The sequence below is a fragment of the Halpernia frigidisoli genome, assembly GCF_900113805.1.
Lineage (GTDB): Bacteria > Bacteroidota > Bacteroidia > Flavobacteriales > Weeksellaceae > Halpernia > Halpernia frigidisoli.
This window is the reverse complement of record NZ_FOQT01000002.1, coordinates 396,607-415,666: the sequence shown is the minus strand read 5'-3', so window position 1 is coordinate 415,666 and position 19,060 is coordinate 396,607. Positions and strand designations below refer to the sequence as shown.

Genomic DNA, 19,060 nt, shown 5'->3' with positions numbered 1-19,060 from the left:
AAATGGACAATAATCAAAATCAAGATCCAAATCAGGATCCAAACAACATCAACATTAATTTAAACGAAATGGTAGCGCAAGGTGCTTATTGCAACCTGGCTTTAGTAAACCATTCTCCTTCAGAATTCGTAGTTGATTTTATTCAATTAATGCCAGGCGTTCAGCAAGCAAACGTAAGATCAAGAATTATTCTTGCACCTTTACACGCAAAAAGAGTAATGGCAGCTTTACAGCAAAACATTACTAATTATGAGCAGCAATTTGGTGAGATCAAAGAAATGGAACCTTTCGTTCTTGGTCAAAACAACAACGTTCAGGCTTAATTTTAATTGATCCTTTTCAATATAAAAATCCCGATTCTTCTGAATCGGGATTTTTTTTGTTTAAATTTTCTTCCTAATTCTTCGAAAAAGCAGTTTACAAAAGACCATCAAAACAAATTACTTAATTAAAATGGAATAACACCGATTAAATTTTTAGACGATTTTAGTATGTGATGTATATAATTATATTTATCTTAGCAAAAAATACGAATATGATAAATAGATTATTTTCTGGTGCGTTGCTATTGCTGTTTGCAGGCGGTTTCGCACAGAATGACAATACAGCTAAGAAGAGAAAAATGCTCGAAAATCAATATACAAAACTTGATCAAAATTTAAAAAAAGAACATTCTAAGCTAAAAGCCGCGGGAATACCACCTAATGAATATAACGAGCAGGATTTTAGAAATACAATGGATCCTGAAACTGGAGCGCCCGCTTTTTCTTCCTTATTAAAATTAAGAAAAGATTTAAATTCCGGAAAATTTGCACCAAAAGTGGGATTAAGCCTTTTTGGAAATGCTGCCGCAGATGCAAATGGACGAACAATTATTAATCAAAGCTGGGTTGAAAGAGGTCCGTATTCCGTGGGAGGTAGAACTCGTGCGATAATTTTTGATCCAAATGATGCGACAGGTAAAAGAGTCTTCGCGGGTGGAGTATCAGGCGGTTTATGGGTTAATCAGGATGTGACAACTGCAACAAGCGAGTGGAAACCTTTAAGCCAGTTTTGGGCAAATACCTCAGTTTCAAGTATTGCTTTTGATCCAAATAATACACAGGTCATTTATGTAGGAACTGGCGAATGTGAAACTGGTGATGCTATCGGATCAGGTATTTGGAAATCAACTGATGGCGGCACAACATGGAGCAATATTTTTACAATTCCAGTTACTTATAATGGGAATGTGAGATATGGAAATTTTTATGTTAATGATATCAAAGTAAGAAATAATAAAGGTGTATCAGAAGTTTATGCCGGTGTTAGTGCTGGTAATGCTACAATTGGCGGTGCTTTTAATGGCCTCTATCAGGCTGGTCTCTACAAATCAACAGATGGCGGTGCTACTTTTGCTAGAAATACTACTTTTGACGCATACATTAATGGAGGCACTAGAATAGGTCATGGAATACAGCAAATTGAAATCGCACAGGATAATTCCGTTTGGGTTTCCACTAGAAGATCAGTTTTTGGAGCATCAGTGCCGTCTGGTGGCAAGCTTTTTAGATCTGCGGATGGCTTGACATTTACAGCGGTATATAATTCAGGACTTGCAGATAATAGGGTTAATTTCTGTTTATCAAAAACCAATCCTCAAAAAGCATATATTTTAATGCAGGGAAATGGAGCTGCAGAACCTGTAAGGATTTTAAAAACAACAGATGGTGGTGCAAACTGGTTGGCAACAAATGATGCTACACCAACAATAACTTTACCTGCTGACGCTGATACTAGTATTCCTGCAAATGATTTCACGAGAGGTCAGTCTTTCTATGATTTGATAATAGTCGCAGATCCTACCAATGACGATCAGGTCTATGTTGGAGGAATTGACATTTTTAAAAGTATAGATGGTGCTACGAGCTGGACACAAATTTCAAAATGGTCAAATAATAACAATCTTTTAAACTTAAATGTAGCAAACGTTCACGCAGATCAACATACACTTTTATTTAATCCAAAAAATGCAAATCAAATGCTTTCCGGTAATGATGGCGGAGTTTTTTACGTTGCAAATAAAACAAATTTCACGGGTGCGACTGGTTTTGCGGTAAGAAATTCAAGATATAATGTGACGCAGTTTTATCGTGGTACACTTAATCCAACTTCGACGCCATCAAACGAAGAATTTATTGCCGGAGCTCAGGACAATGGAACTCAAGCTTTGTTTGGTGCGCCATTAGCAAATAATTTTTATGGTGGAATAACTTATACAGGAGGTGATGGTGCTTTTACGGAATATGATGACAATGCACAGTATATTTTAAGCAGTTATGTTTATAATACTCATTATTTAGATTCAACACCAAATAATTCCTTCGCTTCAATATTTCCTTTAAAAGCCGATTACGATCTAGGCCATTTTATAAATGAAATGACAGTAGATAGAAATAAAGATATTTTTTATTCTTACCGCGTTGGTTTAACAATTAATAAAGTTACAGGTTTACTCACTACAGGTCCGCAAACATTGGTTCGAACAACTTTTAGTCTGGGTACTCCGGATACAGGTGAGCAGGTTTCTGCCTTGAAAGTTTCGCCTTACACTACGGCGTCTTCTACACTATTTGTAGGTTCAAGTGTTGGTAAACTTTACAAAGTTACAAATGGAGATACTGCAACTCCAACATCAACATTAATTAATACCCCGTTTGTCGGAAATATTTCGGACATCGAATTTGGAACCTCAGAATCTCAGATTTTGGTTACAATTTCAAATTATGGATCTTCAACAATTAATGTTTTTTATTCTGCTGATGGTGGCTTAAATTGGTCAAACAAAGAAGGTAATTTACCTGATATGCCGGTAAGAACTATTTTAATGAATCCTACAAAAACCTCTGAAGTTATCATTGGAACAGAACTTGGAGTTTGGGGTACCGCAAATTTTATGGATCCTACACCAATTTGGGCGCAATACTCAGGAGATATGGGTAATGTGCGTGTTACTGATCTTGATTACAGACCGGCTACATTTACAGTTTTAGCTTCTACTTACGGAAGGGGTTCCTGGACGAACACGATCTCTACAGAATTAGCAACATCAGAAAATACCGGTAACCGCAGTTTCACGAGAGTCTATCCAAATCCTTCAAGAGGAATTCTTCATTTAAAATATGACAACACGAAAAATAAAAATGTGACAGTTACCATTTTTGATGCATCAGGAAAACTGGTTTTCACAAAAGAAAATGTTGCATCAGATCAAGAATTTCAGACAACTTTGCCTAAAGGATTCTATGTTCTTAAAGCAACAAATGGATCTGAAACAGTATTTACCTCTTCAGTAATTATGAAATAAATGTTAAATTTTAATTTCACATATCTTTTTACAACAGTGCTTCTTTCATGCAGCCCCGTACAGAATACTGCTGAGATGAAAAATGATTTTACACTAATCTCTGCCAAAAAATCAACGTGGTTTGGTGGCAGAGAAGGTGTGAAAGGAGCGATTTATAATATTGTTTTAAAAAATAACCAAAGCAAACCTTACGTTTTCACAAAATTTAAATATGGAAAAAATTCTGTTCCCTTCATTATAAAAAGTACGGGAAGCAACATTTATATTTCAGCTAATATTAATATGAATTCTCCTCTACCAGAAATAGATATGCAAACAGGTAAAAGAGTGGACCAGATTGCGGAGGAAAACGACGTCAGTGAAATAGTTTTGGAATATCAAATATCTTCATCAAAAGAAAATAGATCTCTTAAGATTACAAGTATTTCCGAAGTTGAAAATTCTTCGTCCAAAGACGCTCTTCCAAATTAACCAAACATCATTTTGTCAAAATCATCTAAGGAGCAGATATTTCTGCTCCATTTTTTTTATTCAAGAATTCGTTGTTGAAATTCACTTGAAGTTCATAAAAGATAAATTTTACCGTAAATTAATAGTACTTAATTGTTAAAAATTGTTAATTTTGTGAAATCAAGATTTGGAGTTTCTTTATTAAATGAGCTTATAAATTTTGGTTTTTAATATACATTTTTGAAATTTAAATTAAAATTTTACCATTTTTTCATCATTCTTTTCATCGGTTTTTCGGTGATATCTTTGCCTTTTGTTCATTATTTAAAAAATGAAATCAAAAAAGAGGTGAAAATTATTATTTTGCAAAATAAATTATCTCATACAGATCTTGTCCAGTTTTCTGAAAAAGACCTGAAAAACGCCAGTTTTATTGATAAAAATGAATTTTTACTTAAAGGTGAAATGTTCGATATAGTCACTTCGAAAGTAATTAAAGGAAGAAAGATTTATTATTGTTTTTTAGACAAAAAAGAAACAAAGATCGCCGTTTTGGAAACGAAAATTCACAACTTCTTTTCAATCTCAAACCTCAAGCAGATTAAAGGAAAAACCTACGTTTTAAATTCACCAAAAACCGGGAAATTCTCCGAAAATATAAAAATATTTGCGATAAGTTATTATCAGGATTTAGAAAAGAGATCTCAGTATAGGTCTTATAATTTTTACAGAAAATCTTCAGATTACGTCAAAAAAGCAGTAATTCCACCAGAAGTTTAAACTAAATTTCACACAAATTTTTTTAAACTTTTAAATATTACAATGAAATCACAACTATTTTTAGGTGCTGTTTTGGCATCATCATTCGCTATGGCGCAGAATCAGGAAAAGTCTATTGACACGGTTCAGGTCATGGGAAGAAATAAATTAAAGCACGAACGTGCAGAATTTAAGCGTCATGCACAAAGCACCGAAACGCTTGGTATTTATGAATTAAACCGAAATAATTCTGCTTTTTTAGAGCAAAGTTTAAGTACCATGTCCGGCGTTCAGGTTGATAAAAGAACTGCTTTGGGTGGCCAAAGAGTCGTTGTCCGAGGTTACGGCAATGATCAGAAATTTAATAACTGGGGTGTAAAATTTTATCTCAACTCAGTACCGATCACTAATGCAGACAATACAACAACCTTAGAAGGTATTGATTTTTCTTTGATCAATAGTGTTGAAGTTATCAAAGGACCAGCCGGAACGATGTATGGAAGTGGAGTAGGCGGCGTTGTACGTTTTTACATGCGTCCCGAAACTGAAAAAGGAGTAACAGTATCACAAAAATTGGCAGCTGGTTCCTTTAAATTACTGCAATCAGCAACCAGAGTTGATGCGGTTGGTGATGATTATTCTGTCATGTTTAATTACAGCCATTTGCAAAGTGACGGTTATAGGGTAAACGGCTCAAGTTTACGTAATGATTATGCTTTTTTAGGTAATTTTCAATTAAATCCAAAAGAAAGCCTTTCGGTTTACGCCAGTCAAAATTATTCTCATGAAGGCGTTTCCGGTCAGATTTCTTACCCGGATTATTACGCAGGTATCGACAATGGAAATACGGCTTACATCAGAAAAAACTCAGGTAATAAGTTTGCAACAACGCGTGCAAGCGTCACGCACAACTATCAGTTTTTGCCGAATTTCAGCAATATGACGTCGATTTTTTATACAAATTTAGATGCTAACAGCGTTTCTGCGGGAGCTTTGGGTAATACGGTAAGTCCAAATTACGGTTTTAGATCCACGTTTCATTTAAAAAATAAGATCGATGAAAACTTTAAAAATGATGTTGAATTTGGTGCAGAATACATGCAGTCGCGGTCAATTGGTACAAGCTACAGATTTACCGGAAGCATCACAAATCCTTTAGAGGTAACGGCGATTAGCGGTTCAACTTATGCAAGAAATTTCAACCAGGCACTTTCATTTTTTGCCATCGATAAATTGACTTACAATCCGTGGGATCTGACTTTAGTTGCAGGTTTAAGTGGAAATAATACTAAATACAGCCGCGAAGATCTTCTGGCAGTTCCAGGCTTAATTCCGGGTCACAAAGACAATTCTTTCAGCAAAAATTATGGCACAGTTTACACACCGCACATCGCTTTGCAAAAAGTTTTTATGGATCAGATCTTTAACTTAAGCTACAGCGAAGGTTACAATGCACCAACTTCCGCCAGTTCATTTATCGCAACTTTAAATGTTCCTAATGACAATTTAAAAGCTGAACGCGCAAAAATGTGGGATTTCAGTATTCACGGACTTTTAAGCCATACAAGATTTGATTATCAAATTTCTGCATTTAGAATCAATGTCAGAGATAAATTGACGCAACTTTCAAGTCTTTCCGGTACAACGGCTTACACGTATTTTGCAAACACCGGCGATCAGAGAAACCAGGGACTGGAATTAAGCATGGGTTATGTCCTTTCCCCAAATGATGGCTTCTTAAAAACCGTCCGTCCTTTTGCAAATTATTCCTATTATGATTTTAAATACACGGATTTCAAAACCATTATTGGCGGTGTTTTGAGCAATTTTGATCACAAAACAGTTGTTGGGGTTCCAAGAAATAAGCTGGCATTAGGTTTAGATTTTGACACCAATATTGGTCTTTATTTAAACAATACTTTCAGCTATTTGGGAAATGTTTACACAGATTTTGCCAACACCAATTTAGTAAAAGGTTACACGCAATACAACGCAAAGTTGGGTTACAAAATGCGTTTCGGAAAATTTGATTTTGATGTTTACGCCGCGGGTAATAATCTTACCAGCCAGATAAATTATACTTTTCTGTTCCTTGGAAACAGTATCAACGACAGTGACACAAATTCCAATTATCCGGGTCAAAAAACCGATATCAATCCCGGACCTAGCAAAGCTTACTTTTTTGGTGGAGCAAACATAAAATACCACTTCTAAGCACATTAATTTTAAATAAAAACCGTCCTAAATTCTTTTAAGGCGGTTTTTTATTTAGGAGCAAGACAGGGTTTTTTCTGTCCCAAGACCCGTCCCGCTGTCCACTATATCTTTTTTGCCGCTCGCTGCGCTCGCGCCAAAAAAGGATGCCGTTTCCATCGCGGCTATAGATCAAGTTCCTCTTTTTGTTTAACCGTTTCTTCAAATCCACTGAATAAATTAATATTTATTTAACCCAACTTCATTCTCAAATTAATTAAATTTGTTCTACAATACAGTTCCATGAAAAAATACTTTTTTTTAATATTATTTATCACTTTTAATCTGATCTTTTCTCAAAGTGACACCGCGCAGATCGTAGTTCCACAGCGAGAAAATTCAAAACTTTCTGAAACAAAACCTTACGTCATTCTCATTTCCGCTGACGGTTTCCGATACGATTATGCTAAAAATTACAAGGCTGAAAATTTATTAAAATTCGCAGCAAACGGTGTTGCAGCAGAAGCGATGATGCCAAGTTTCCCGAGCATCACTTTCCCGAATCATTATTCCATAATCACCGGTTTATATCCAGCGCACCACGGTTTGGTTGATAATTATTTTTATGATTACACCCGGAAAGATTTTTATTCTATGAGCGCAAAAGATAAAGTAAGAGACGGAAGTTGGTACGGCGGTCAGCCGCTTTGGTCACTCGCAGAAAAGCAGGGAATGCTGGCTGCATCAATGTTTTGGGTAGGATCAGAAAGTGACGCAGGCGGAAAACGCCCGACATATTATTACAATTACCAGGAAAAATTTTCACCCGAAGATAAAGTAGAAAAAGTAATGAGCTGGTTAAAGTTACCACTTGATAAACGACCGCATTTTATCACTTTATATTTCCCCGAAGTTGATCATGAAGGCCATAGCTTTGGCCCGGATTCACCACAAACGGAAGCGTCTGTAAAACTGATTGATTCAGCAGTCGGAAGTTTGGTGCAAAAAGTTAAAGAATTGGGTTTACAGAATGTCAATTTTATTTTCCTGTCAGACCACGGAATGATAAAAGTGGCAAAAGAAGATCCGATCGCAATTCCTGAAATGCTTTTAGACAAAACAAGATTTGATTATTATAATTCGCAAACGCTTTTAAGAGTTGTGGTAAAAAATCCTGCTGAAGTAAAAACTGTTTATCGTGAACTGAAAAAAAATCAAACCAAAGATTACAAGGTTTATTTAGACAAAAGATTTCCGAAAAGATACCACTTCAGTGAAAAAGATGACCGCTACAACAGAATTGGTCAAATCTTACTTGTACCAAAAGCCCCGGAAATTTTTCTTGAAAAAGGCAAAAAATCTTCTTTCGGCAAACACGGTTACGATCCAAAAACAACACCGGAAATGCGCGCTACTTTCTACGCTTTTGGCCCTGCTTTTAAAGAACATTTAGAAATAAAAAAATTCTCAAATGTGAATGTTTATCCTTTAGTTGCAAAGATTTTAGGCTTAGAAATTACCGAACCAATTGATGGAAATATCAAAGTTTTAGATAAGATTTTGAAGTAAATTTTCCAATTAAAATCTACAACCTAGAAACCTTAACCTGCAATTAAAATCTACAAAAACGAAGAATCAAAAGAAAACGGCAACAAATCCCGAATAGATTTTGTTTTAAAAATTTCACCATCCAAAGACGCAAAATAAATTTCAATAAGATCTTTCTGTTTCGCTTCGTATTCCAAAATGCTTTGTCGGCAAGCGCCACATGGCGGAATTGGTGTAGAAGAAGTCGCAGCTTTAGGTGCACCAATAACGAACAGTTTTTTTATCTTTTGATCCGGAAAATTAGCTGCTGTCCAAAAAATCGTAGTTCGTTCCGCGCACAAACCTGAGGGATATGCCGCATTTTCCTGATTGGTGCCGGTGTAAATTTCACCGTTTTCAAGTAGAATCGCACAACCAACTAAAAACTCCGAATACGGTGCGTACGCAATTTTTCGAATATCAATCGCGGCGTCAAATAACTTTTTTTCAAGATCATTTAGTGAGGCATAATTTTCAATAGCTTCAAAACGAATATTTATTTCTTTCTGCATTAGTTAAATTAAGGGTGGTAAAGATAGATTTTTTTTATCGATAATGACAAGCGCTTTCATCCGTGTAATTGTACTTTTGCAGGGCAATTTTAAAAATAATAATATGCTTTATAATCCGATAAAATTTAGAAATTTAGAACTTCCCAACCGTTGGGTAATGTCTCCAATGTGTATGTATTCCTCAGAAAATGGTGTTGCGACAGATTTTCATTATGTGCATTACGGAAGCAGAGCGCAGGGTGGAACAGGTTTAATTATGGTGGAAGCTACCGCCGTTGTGCCTGAAGGAAGAATTACCCCAAAATGCATGGGAATCTGGAATGACGAACAGGCTGCAAAATTAGGCGAAATAGTAAAATTCATTAAAAATAATACTAAAAGTAAAACAGCAATTCAACTGGCACACGCTGGAAGAAAGTCATCAACCTGGGAAAATAAGCAGCTTACTTTGGATAACGGCGGCTGGGAAACTTCGTCTGCAAGCGACATTCCATACGACGAAAGTGAAAGAAAACCCAATTCTTTAACAGTTGAAGAGATCAAAGAAACTGTGCAGCAATTTAAAATAGCAGCACAAAGATCTGTTGATGTAGGTTTCGATATAATTGAAATTCACGCGGCGCATGGTTATTTAGTTCATCAGTTTTTATCGCCTTTATCAAATACAAGAATGGACGAATATGGTGGAAATTTAGAAAACAGAAGTCGGATTTTAGTAGAAATTGTGGATGCCGTCAATGAAGTTTTAGATGAAAACCATCCTTTATTTGTGCGTATTTCTGCGACAGAATATGCTGAAAATGGTTGGGATTTAGAAGAAAGTATTGAACTTTCAAAAATTTTAAAATCTAAAAATGTAGATTTAATCGATGTTTCAAGTGGTGGAAATATTCAGGGTGCGAAAATTCCGGTTTTCCCGGGTTATCAGGTTCCATTTTGTGAGGAAATTAAAAAAGAAGCGGATATTGCAACTGGTGCAGTTGGATTGATCACCTCAACGGAACAAGCAGAAGGAATTTTGTTGCAAAATAAAGCAGATCTTATTTTTGTAGCCCGTGAAATGTTAAGAAATCCATATTTAGCAGTTGAAGGTTCATTTATAGAAAGTGAAGATTGCTTTTTTCCGCATCAATATGACCGCGCGAGAATTTAAGTTTAAAAACCATTAAAATTTCATGCACATATCAAATTTTAAGAAAATTTTTCTTTTCCCAAACCCTAAAGGGAGGAAAAATCCTCTTAAAATTTATCAAAACTACTCCCTTTAGGGTTGGGAAAATAATTTTGATAAATTTTAAACAGAATGTCAATCATAAAAAAAGTCACAAAGTTTAAACTTTGTGACTTTTTTTATGATTTTTGTAAAACTTTGTGTCCTTAAACTCAAATAATTATAAATTATTTGTGACTTTGTGGTAAAAATCAAATTCACCATTATTTTTTTTAGCAAAAAATATTAGTTTAAAAATTCAAATTTCCTCACCGCTTCCAAAGTTTTATCAATTTCATTTTCATTAATTGAATTAGAGATAAACCAGCTTTCATAGCCACTTGGTGGCAAATAAATACCTTTTTCTAAAAGTTGGTGAAAGAAATTATTAAACAAAGCATGGTTTGCATTTTTTGCTTGTCCAAAATTTGACACCGAAGAAATATGGAAAAATATCGACATCATAGAACCCTTGCGGTTTATACGATGCTGAATGCTTTTTTCATTTAAAATCTTACCGATCTCAAAATCTAAAGTTTCAGTAGTTTTAGCTAATTTTTGGTAGAAATTATGGTCTTTTTTAATAAGTTTTAAAGTTTCAAAACCTGCGCGCATTGCCAACGGATTTCCACTTAAAGTTCCTGCTTGATAAACTGCGCCTTTTGGTGCAAGACAATCCATTATTTCATTTCTCGCGGCAAAAGCCCCGACTGGAAGTCCGCCACCAATGATTTTCCCGTAAGTAACAATATCAGCTTTTACATTATAAAGTTCCTGCGCACCACCAAAAGCCAGTCTGAAACCAGTCATCACTTCATCAAAAATTAAAAGCGCGCCATATTCGTCGCACAAAGTTCTCAATTTATGAAGAAAATTATTTTCAGGTAAAACGCAACCCATATTTCCAACAACGGGTTCTATAATTATCGCCGCAATTTCACCAATATTATTTTTTAAAATATCTTCAACCTGCTCGATATTATTGTATTCCGCCACCAAAGTATCTTTCGCAGTTCCTTTCGTAACGCCCGCAGAATCAGGATTTCCGAAAGTTACCAAACCACTTCCTGCCTTTATTAAAAATGAATCAGAATGTCCGTGGTAACAACCTTCAAACTTGATAAATTTTTCCCTTTTAGTAAAACCTCGCGCCAATCTGATTGCGCTCATACAGGCTTCCGTGCCCGAAGAAACCATTCTGATCTGATCGATATTTGGTACATTTTCTACAATAAATTTTGCAATTTCCGTTTCCAGTTCGGTAGGTGTTCCGTAGGAAAATCCGTTTTCTGCTTGTTTCTTAATGGCTTCTAAAACTTCAGGATGCGTATGTCCCAAAATTGCCGGTCCCCACGAGTTTATATAATCGATATATTGTCGGTCATCAGCATCAATCAAATAAGCGCCTTGCGCCTTTTTCATGAAAAGTGGCGTTCCACCCACGGATTTAAAAGCACGAACTGGCGAATTTACACCGCCCGGAATATATTTATAAGCTTCGTCAAAAAGTTTACTGCTTCTTTCGTATAACATTAATTTCTTGGTTTTTTATTATTCAGATAGATCAACTGTCCAACTTTTGGTTGCTGACCGTCATCCATTCTGTTTTTAGAATATAATTTATTTACTTTTATACCAAATTTCTGCGAAATACTGTGCATATTATCGCCCAAAACTGCTTTGTAAGTGTCTACACTTCCGCTGGAATTTTTCGATTCTAAAAATAAAATATCGTTTTTAGAAAGATTTGTTGAGGTGAGTTCATTCCATTTTGTTAAACGACTTTCGCTGATATCAAATTTATCTGCAATCTGACTCAACTGAATATCTTCCGGCACGATCAAAAATTTTAAGCCACCATTTGGATGATTTTTTACCAAAATTGAATTTAAAGTTTCTGCACGTGTTTTTATTTTCTCTACACGTTCCTGTTGCTTGGCGTAAGAAACTGGTTTATAGGGAACAACAATCGTTTGGGGTTTCGAATTTGCAACATTCTGTCCCAACTTCGCCATAAAAATTTTATCATTATTAAGTTCCGGATACTTTTTCAAAACCGCATAAAGAACCGTTTTAGAATCCGTATTGTCAAAATCTTCTAGATGATAACGTTCAATTTTTCCGATTAAAATGTTTGCGTAGCGAGGATTCGTCGCGTAACCCGCTTTTTTCAAACCATTTGCCCAGGCTTTGTAATCCTTTTGATCAAGTTTAAAAAGATTCACGTAATATTTCCGGAAAGCCAAAAATTTTGAATGGTCTTCGTATGAATCTTTTGGATCATCATAAACGCGGAAACATTCATTCGGCGCGTCATCCGTATGTTTCATGGTTTTCCCCGTCCAGTCTTCCTTGCATTTTATGCCAAAATGATTATTTCCCTGTTGCGCAAGAATACTTTGTCCGCCACCAGTTTCTAAAAGTCCCTGCGCCAAAGTGATGCTCGCAGGAATTTTATATTTTTCCATTTCTTCTACGGCGTAAGGCGCAAATCTTTGGATATATTGATCTTCCGTTGCCCAACCTTGAGCGCCCAATTTTGATAATATCAAAAATCCAATTAACTGGAATAATCTTCTCATAAATATGTTATCTTTTATAATTGCAAGCAAAGAAATCTTTTTCTTTATTTTATTTGGGCAGCTTTTCCGCCTTCCACTCCCGCTTTTTTATTCCTCGTTCCTCGTCATAAAAAGAGCTCCGTTCAAGTCGGGCTGCAATTTTTAGCGCAATACAAAATTATCTAATAATTAAAAAGTAAGTTCTAAAATCTAAAATCTGATTTCTTCTCTCTTCTTATTTCTTAACATCGCATTTGCGCCTTCTATTCCCTGTAATCCGCCTGTGTGAAACGCTAAAATTTTACTTCCAGATTCAAAATAATTGTCGTCAATCATTTCAAATAATTTTTGCATCATTTTTCCCGTATAAATCGGATCCAGAAGAATTCCAAATTTGTCATTAAAATCATTTATAAAACGAATGTTTTCATCCGTTATTTTGCCATAAGAGCCAAAACCCGCTGAAATCAATTCAAAATTCTTTTTTCCAGACCATTTGAAAATCTGATTTTCCAATGATGAATCTTCAACCACTTTAAAACCCAAAACCTTCTGTTTTTCCGCTGCAGATCTGGAAATTCCCGCTAAAGTTCCGCCCGTTCCAACTGCGCTGCAAAGATAATCAAATTCTTTTGTATCGTTTGTGAGCATGTGTTGTATTCCTTCCACAGCCAGTTCATTAGAACCACCTTCGGGAATTATTAAAGCATCCGGAAATTCTTCTTGTAATTTTTTAGTTAAATTTTCTTTATCCCGATAATCTGCGCGGGAAACAAAGCAAAATTTCATTCCATTGTCGCTGGCTTTTTTTAAAGTAAAATTATCCTTCCATTTTTCCCTTAATTCTTCACCGCGAATGATTCCCAAAGTCGAAATTTTATAAATTTTCCCTACCGCAGAAATCGTAAAAATATGATTGGAATAAGCGCCACCAAAAGTAATTATCTTTTTTTCAGGAGCTAGTTTTTCTAAATATTGATTAACATTATTAAACAATTTCCAGTACTTATTGCCCGAAATTTCAGGATGAACCAAATCTTCCCTTTTTAAAAACAAACGCACAGTTTTTTCTAAAGGAATTTCAACAATCGGAACTGAAATCAAAGGAAGTTTCATCTTGTAAAATTACTGTTCTTTAATAAAGAAAAAATAGGTCAAATCACTAAATTTTTTTGTCGCGGATAAATAGAGTTTTAATGAAAATAGAAAGTTTGAAGTTATTTAAAATTTAATTCCAAAAATTTTAGTAGTTTTTTTACTAACAATAATTACATCATTGCAAATTAAAATCTTCGAAAGCACCATCTTTTCATCCAAAAAATCCAATTATTAATATGGCATATAAATGTTAAAATTTATAAATAAAATTTATTTTTTTATAATATAAGTTAAATTATCAATTAAAAAATTATATTTGCATTTAATAATATACAAATTTATATGAAAAAAACATTATTTTCTATTTTTTGCATTTCGTCTGCGTTTATAAGTGCGCAAGTAACGGGAAGTAAAACAGTTGGCGCAGATTACGCAAGTTTGGCCGCAGCGATCAATGATCTTAACACCAATGGCGTTGGTGCAGGAGGTGTTACTTTTAACATACCAGCAGATTATACCGAGATTGCACCTTCCGGTGGATTTACAATTACAGCAACAGGAACAGCCGCGAACCCTATCAAATTTGTAAAATCAGGTATCGGTGCAAACCCAACATTCACAGCTTCTGATATGCAGGTTGTTAGTACGATCACTGATGCGGTTTTTAAAATTGTTGGAGGAGATTACATTACGCTTGATGGTTTGACCTTGCAGGAAAATGCTGCGAATACAGTTCTTGTTGATGCAGCAACCAATAATATGACAGAATTTGGGGTAGCTCTTCTTACTGCCTCTACTACAGACGGTGCGCAAAATAACACTGTACAAAACTGTACGATTTCCTTAAACAGACTTTATCGAAATTCATTTGGTATTTACAGTAATGTTTTACATTCTTCGACAGATGCTGTTACTCTGGCAAATATTACAAGCGCGACAGGTGCAAACAGCAATAATAAATTTTATACCAACGCAATTAGCAATGTAAACGTCGGATTATCTTTTATCGGATCTCTTACTGCTGCATTTATGGATACGGGCAATGATATTGGGGGAACATCCGCAGGAACAGGTAACACACTTACCAATTGGGGCGGAAACTCAACTTTTTCTGCATACGTTGCAATAGTAACCAACTCATTAGGAATTTATGATACTAACCAAATGGGTGAAAATTTCTCTTATAATACTGTTACGAGTGCATCATTAACAAGTCCGGTAACGATATTTGGAATTTTAAAATTTTACAATGGTGGTCAGCCAGCAGGTACTTTCACATCTAATGTAAATAATAATACCGTAAGCGTTGCAAATACGCCAACGACTGCTACGGTTGGTACTATTGTTTGTGTCAGCAGCCAGGGATTAACGCCTCTATTGGCAACTGCAACATTAAATATTAATAATAATATTGTACAAAATTCTACAATTAGCGGTGCCGTGTCAACAACCGTTGGAATATCAGGAATCAGCAATTCTTCTGTTCCTGGAATAATTAATTTAACAGGAAATATTGTTCAGAATAATTCAATTAACGCGACAACTTCGACTATAGGCGGCATTACGTGTTTGTCTAATAGTGGTGCAGCAGGTACAGCAAATTTAACAGGCAATTCAATCTTAAATAATTCCATTACTTCACCAGCTGCAACTGGTGCGATAATGCTTGGGATTATTAATAGTGGAGCAGTAGCAACATCTAATATTAACAATAATATTTTAAGGGGTTTTGCTACAACTTCAACCTCTGGTCAGATGCAGTCAATTCTTTCAACAGGTGCCGTAACTACAGCAGTAAATATAAACAATAACCAGCTAGGGAATACTGATGGAGGATTGTTAACGGCTAGCGCAGCAAATTCCGGAACCTTATTTGGTGTTCTGGCACAAGGTCTTTTACCGGCGGCTTCTTTAAGTATTCAGAATAATGATATCCGTGGAATTGTTTATAATACTACATCTAGTGCTTCTCAAAATTATATTCAGTTTACGCACGCATCTGCCACAACAGATAATATTTTAAATAATACATTCACGAATTTAAATATCAATTCTACTGGCAGCGTAGGATTTATTGTTAGAGGTACAACTGGGGGGAATATGACAGCAACAGGCGTAGAAAATGTTAATAACAATAGCATTGTTACTGGTTTTAACAAAACGGCTGCGGGTGGTACAATATCTTTGTATAGCGCAGCGGCTTCATCTGTATCTGGATCTATAATGAACCAGACTGGTAATAATTTCTCTAATATTACATTTACTGGTGCAACTGCAATGAATGGCTGGAATAATACAGAAGGTGCTTCTGGAACTAATTCGCCTGCTAAAAACATTTCCGGAAATACATTTACAAACTGGAATGGTGGAATAAGTGCAGTTCTTGCTATAACTTCAAATTTCGGTGCTAATAATACTATAATTGCAAATAATGTTATTGATGCAATTAGCTCTCAGGGAACTTTAACAGGAATCTCTATTGGCGCAAGTAATGGTGGTACTCAATCTTTAAGTGGAAATACGGTATCTAACTTATTGACATCTGCAATTTCTGCAACAGGTATTCTATTTGGTGCAAGTAATGGTCAAAATGTATTTAAAAATAAAATTGTTAACATTAGTGCAACTGGTGCTGCAACTGCTGCAAACAGCGTATCTGGGATTTCGGCCACAGGAATACCTTTAACTTTTAATATTTACAATAATGTTATTGGTAAACTTTCAGCACCGGCTGGTAACGGTACAGATGTAGTACGTGGTATTTCTTTCACCGGAACTACTGCTCTATCTACCATTAAGCTTTACTATAACTCTGTTTATTTAGATGCGGTTTCTACAGGTACTAACTTTGGTACATCTGCTTTGTATCATACATTTAGTACAACTGCAACATCCGCAAGTTTAGATTCAAGAAATAATATTTTTATAAATAACAGTACGCCTGCAGGTACGGGGACAGCTGCTTCATTCAGAAGAAGTGCTGCTACTAACCTAAATAATTATGCAGCCAGTTCTAATAATAACCTTTATTATGCTGGGACGTCTGCTGCTGGGAATATTATCTATTCTGATGGTACCAATAATGACCAGACTTTAGCTGCTTTTAAATCTAGAGTTTCAACACGGGATGCAGTATCACAAACAGAAAACACGACATTCCAAAGTATAGTTGGTCCAGATCCTAACTTTTTAAAGATTGCTGCAGGAACAGTTTCTTTAGCAGAATCTGGTGCACAGTCAATTTCAACTATCACAGATGATTATTTTGGGATTGCCAGACCTTTCTTTAATCCAACTAACGGTGGCACTGCAACAGATATCGGTGCTTCAGAATTTGACGGTAAAATAACTACCTTAGCAGTGAGCGATACTACTTCTAAACAAGGAGTATCAATTTACAGAGAAGGTCAAAACTTTACTGTAAGATCATCTTCTGCGAAAATCACCACTGTTGAAGTGATTGAAGCAACAGGAAGAACTCTTCTGAAAAATCAATCCAATTCTGACTCAGTTTCTATCCCTGCGGAAAGACTTAACATTGGCGTTTATTTAATTAAAGTTACATTGCAAAACGGTACGCAGACTTTATTAAAGATCAGAAAATAATAAAATAAACATCATTTTTTATAAAGAGCACTTGCAAAAGTGCTCTTTTTTAATATTAGCTTTTAATTATATGGAATTCTTCATGCTTGTAGTACTTAAAAGAAAAGAGGGTTTGCAATTTAAAATTCTCAGACTCTCATTAAAATAAAACTGTAATTTTACTTAATGGAACAAAAATCAAAAGACCCTTTGCATGGAAAACGTTTGGATGCTATTCTTGAAGAACTGGTTGATTATTACAACGGCTTTGAAGATTTAGGAAAACAAATTAATATCAGATGTTTTACAGACAAACCAAGCATTAATTCTTCCTTAAAATTTTTGAGGAAAACCGATTGGGCACGCGCAAAAGTGGAAAGTCTTTATTTGTATGTTCTTCGGCAGAAAAAGAAAAATCTCAACTAAGCAAAATAGTTATAAGCGCTAGAAATTGCGCCCCGAGCTGAGTGGAGCTCTTTTTATATGAACGAAGTGAAATGTAAAAAAGCGGGAACGGAGCGCGGAAATGTGCGCCAAAATAAAATAAAATATACACATTCAAAAAGGTGAAAAGGCGCCCAAAAAATTATAAAAATTGAGGTTATCAGTTTTCTCACCCATAAAATTTCAGTAATTTCGCCACTTGGTATTTAACCGGAAATTAGATGCCAATTATCAACACTTTATGATCGGAATTATATGAAAAGATGGTATCTCTACCCTTTTTCTTTAGGTTATCATTTAGCGACATCGCTCCGAAATCGCTTCTACGACCTGGGAATCTCTAAATCAACAACATTTCACACACCCATTATTGGCGTGGGAAATTTATCTGTTGGAGGAACAGGGAAGTCGCCAATGGTGATGTATTTAGCAGAATTATTATCAAAAAGTTACCGAGCAGGCGTGCTTTCCCGCGGATATGGAAGAATTACGAAAGGCTATGGCATTGTTAATTATGACAGTAATTACAAGATGGTTGGCGATGAGGCAATGCAGCTTTTTGAACGTTTTAAAAATCGATTTGTCATCGGTTTGTCAGAAGACCGCGTTCCCGGTGCGAAAAAACTGATTGCAGATATGGGTTTAGAGGTTTTGGTGTTAGATGATTCTTTCCAACACCGCGCTATAAAACCCGGTTTTAATATACTTTTGACCGATTATAATGATCCATTTTTTAAAGATTTTATCCTTCCAGCAGGTGATTTGCGAGAAAGCAGAAGCGGAAAAAAACGGGCAGATTTAATTGTCGTAACAAAATGTCCCGAAGAATTAACAGAAGAAAAAAAGCAGTATTTTATAAGCAGAATTAAGCCTCAACATTATCAAAAGGTATTTTTTTCATCTATTAATTATGATGAAAATGTTTATGGTTTAGATAAATTTTTGCCGGATAATAATCTTAATTATTACGACATCTTATTGATCACAGGTATTGCAAATCCGACTTTGCTGCTTAAACATTTAGCTAAATTTAGTTCTAAAGTGAAGCATTTAAAATATCCCGATCATCATAATTTTACGGAAGAAGAGGTGAAAAAAATTGGCGAAGAATATAAAAAACTGGGTGAATATAAATTAATTTTAACGACGGAAAAAGATTATGTCCGCCTAAAAACTTTTGATTATCTGCGCAATAAACTATACTATTGGCCAATAAATGTCAATATTCAGGACAAAGAAAATTTTGATAGAACGATTTTAGATTACGTAAAAAAGAATTAGATAGATTAAATTCTATCATTTAAAATTAAAGTCC

Annotated in this window: 14 protein-coding genes; 10 read left to right on the top strand and 4 right to left on the bottom strand. The window is 35.2% G+C overall.

Annotation, left to right across the window (positions count from 1 at the left end):
- Window positions 1–2: 2 nt before the first annotated feature.
- The 6 genes from BM238_RS06995 (at window position 3) to BM238_RS06970 (ending at window position 8,317) form a co-directional block, all read left to right on the top strand.
- A complete protein-coding gene (locus tag BM238_RS06995; protein WP_090079484.1) occupies window positions 3–323 on the top strand; it encodes a DUF3467 domain-containing protein in 321 nt (106 codons plus the stop codon).
- Between the two features lie 212 nt (window positions 324–535).
- Complete coding sequence (locus BM238_RS06990) at window positions 536–3,346, top strand: T9SS type A sorting domain-containing protein (protein WP_090079776.1); 2,811 nt, start codon at window positions 536–538, stop codon at window positions 3,344–3,346.
- Between the two features lie 75 nt (window positions 3,347–3,421).
- Window positions 3,422–3,817, top strand: a complete 396-nt coding sequence (locus tag BM238_RS06985; protein ID WP_221404926.1) for a hypothetical protein — start codon at window positions 3,422–3,424, stop codon at window positions 3,815–3,817.
- A gap of 219 nt (window positions 3,818–4,036) precedes the next feature.
- Window positions 4,037–4,576, top strand: a complete 540-nt coding sequence (locus BM238_RS06980; protein ID WP_090079482.1) for a hypothetical protein — start codon at window positions 4,037–4,039, stop codon at window positions 4,574–4,576.
- Between the two features lie 42 nt (window positions 4,577–4,618).
- Window positions 4,619–6,769 (top strand): TonB-dependent receptor, encoded by a 2,151-nt coding sequence (locus BM238_RS06975; RefSeq protein WP_090079481.1) that lies wholly within the window; start codon window positions 4,619–4,621, stop codon window positions 6,767–6,769.
- A gap of 282 nt (window positions 6,770–7,051) precedes the next feature.
- Window positions 7,052–8,317 carry an alkaline phosphatase family protein gene (locus BM238_RS06970; protein ID WP_090079480.1) on the top strand — a complete coding sequence of 422 codons (1,266 nt, stop codon included), beginning with the start codon at window positions 7,052–7,054 and terminating at the stop codon, window positions 8,315–8,317.
- A gap of 50 nt (window positions 8,318–8,367) precedes the next feature.
- Here the strand turns inward: BM238_RS06970 and cdd are convergent, their stop codons facing one another.
- A complete protein-coding gene (cdd, locus tag BM238_RS06965; RefSeq protein WP_090079479.1) occupies window positions 8,368–8,847 on the bottom strand; it encodes a cytidine deaminase in 480 nt (159 codons plus the stop codon).
- 103 nt (window positions 8,848–8,950) lie between these two features.
- On the opposite strand from cdd, the gene namA reads away from it, so the two are divergent.
- Complete coding sequence (gene namA, locus BM238_RS06960) at window positions 8,951–10,000, top strand: NADPH dehydrogenase NamA (protein WP_090079775.1); 1,050 nt, start codon at window positions 8,951–8,953, stop codon at window positions 9,998–10,000.
- A gap of 303 nt (window positions 10,001–10,303) precedes the next feature.
- Here namA and hemL read toward each other — a convergent pair whose 3' ends face one another.
- The 3 genes from hemL to BM238_RS06945 all read right to left on the bottom strand — a co-directional run bounded on the left by hemL (window position 10,304) and on the right by BM238_RS06945 (window position 13,734).
- Window positions 10,304–11,590 (bottom strand): glutamate-1-semialdehyde 2,1-aminomutase, encoded by a 1,287-nt coding sequence (gene hemL / locus BM238_RS06955; protein ID WP_090079478.1) that lies wholly within the window; start codon window positions 11,588–11,590, stop codon window positions 10,304–10,306.
- Window positions 11,590–12,639, bottom strand: a complete 1,050-nt coding sequence (locus BM238_RS06950) for a glucosaminidase domain-containing protein (protein ID WP_090079477.1) — start codon at window positions 12,637–12,639, stop codon at window positions 11,590–11,592. The genes hemL and BM238_RS06950 overlap by 1 nt, the downstream gene beginning before the upstream one ends.
- A gap of 189 nt (window positions 12,640–12,828) precedes the next feature.
- Window positions 12,829–13,734: a 1-aminocyclopropane-1-carboxylate deaminase/D-cysteine desulfhydrase gene (locus BM238_RS06945; RefSeq protein WP_090079476.1), complete on the bottom strand. Its 906-nt coding sequence runs from the start codon at window positions 13,732–13,734 to the stop codon at window positions 12,829–12,831.
- Between the two features lie 324 nt (window positions 13,735–14,058).
- Here BM238_RS06945 and BM238_RS06940 point away from each other — a divergent pair, with 324 nt between their 5' ends.
- The 3 genes from BM238_RS06940 (at window position 14,059) to lpxK (ending at window position 19,026) form a co-directional block, all read left to right on the top strand.
- Window positions 14,059–17,322, top strand: coding sequence for a beta strand repeat-containing protein (locus tag BM238_RS06940; RefSeq protein ID WP_090079475.1), 3,264 nt, complete (start codon window positions 14,059–14,061; stop codon window positions 17,320–17,322).
- Window positions 17,323–17,487: 165 nt separating this feature from the next.
- Window positions 17,488–17,727, top strand: coding sequence for a VF530 family protein (locus BM238_RS06935; RefSeq protein ID WP_090079474.1), 240 nt, complete (start codon window positions 17,488–17,490; stop codon window positions 17,725–17,727).
- Between the two features lie 273 nt (window positions 17,728–18,000).
- Window positions 18,001–19,026: a tetraacyldisaccharide 4'-kinase gene (lpxK, locus tag BM238_RS06930; RefSeq protein WP_090079473.1), complete on the top strand. Its 1,026-nt coding sequence runs from the start codon at window positions 18,001–18,003 to the stop codon at window positions 19,024–19,026.
- The last annotated feature ends 34 nt before the right edge of the window (window positions 19,027–19,060 follow it).

Bases quoted from the DNA above. Each gene is read 5' to 3' on its own strand.
- BM238_RS06995 (WP_090079484.1), top strand. From the start codon at position 3: ATGGACAATAATCAAAATCAAGATCCAAATCAGGATCCAAACAACATC.
- BM238_RS06990 (WP_090079776.1), top strand. From the start codon at position 536: ATGATAAATAGATTATTTTCTGGTGCGTTGCTATTGCTGTTTGCAGGC.
- BM238_RS06985 (WP_221404926.1), top strand. From the start codon at position 3,422: ATGAAAAATGATTTTACACTAATCTCTGCCAAAAAATCAACGTGGTTT.
- BM238_RS06975 (WP_090079481.1), top strand. From the start codon at position 4,619: ATGAAATCACAACTATTTTTAGGTGCTGTTTTGGCATCATCATTCGCT.
- BM238_RS06970 (WP_090079480.1), top strand. From the start codon at position 7,052: ATGAAAAAATACTTTTTTTTAATATTATTTATCACTTTTAATCTGATC.
- cdd (WP_090079479.1), bottom strand. From the start codon at position 8,847: ATGCAGAAAGAAATAAATATTCGTTTTGAAGCTATTGAAAATTATGCC.
- namA (WP_090079775.1), top strand. From the start codon at position 8,951: ATGCTTTATAATCCGATAAAATTTAGAAATTTAGAACTTCCCAACCGT.
- hemL (WP_090079478.1), bottom strand. From the start codon at position 11,590: ATGTTATACGAAAGAAGCAGTAAACTTTTTGACGAAGCTTATAAATAT.
- BM238_RS06950 (WP_090079477.1), bottom strand. From the start codon at position 12,639: ATGAGAAGATTATTCCAGTTAATTGGATTTTTGATATTATCAAAATTG.
- BM238_RS06945 (WP_090079476.1), bottom strand. From the start codon at position 13,734: ATGAAACTTCCTTTGATTTCAGTTCCGATTGTTGAAATTCCTTTAGAA.
- BM238_RS06940 (WP_090079475.1), top strand. From the start codon at position 14,059: ATGAAAAAAACATTATTTTCTATTTTTTGCATTTCGTCTGCGTTTATA.
- BM238_RS06935 (WP_090079474.1), top strand. From the start codon at position 17,488: ATGGAACAAAAATCAAAAGACCCTTTGCATGGAAAACGTTTGGATGCT.
- lpxK (WP_090079473.1), top strand. From the start codon at position 18,001: ATGAAAAGATGGTATCTCTACCCTTTTTCTTTAGGTTATCATTTAGCG.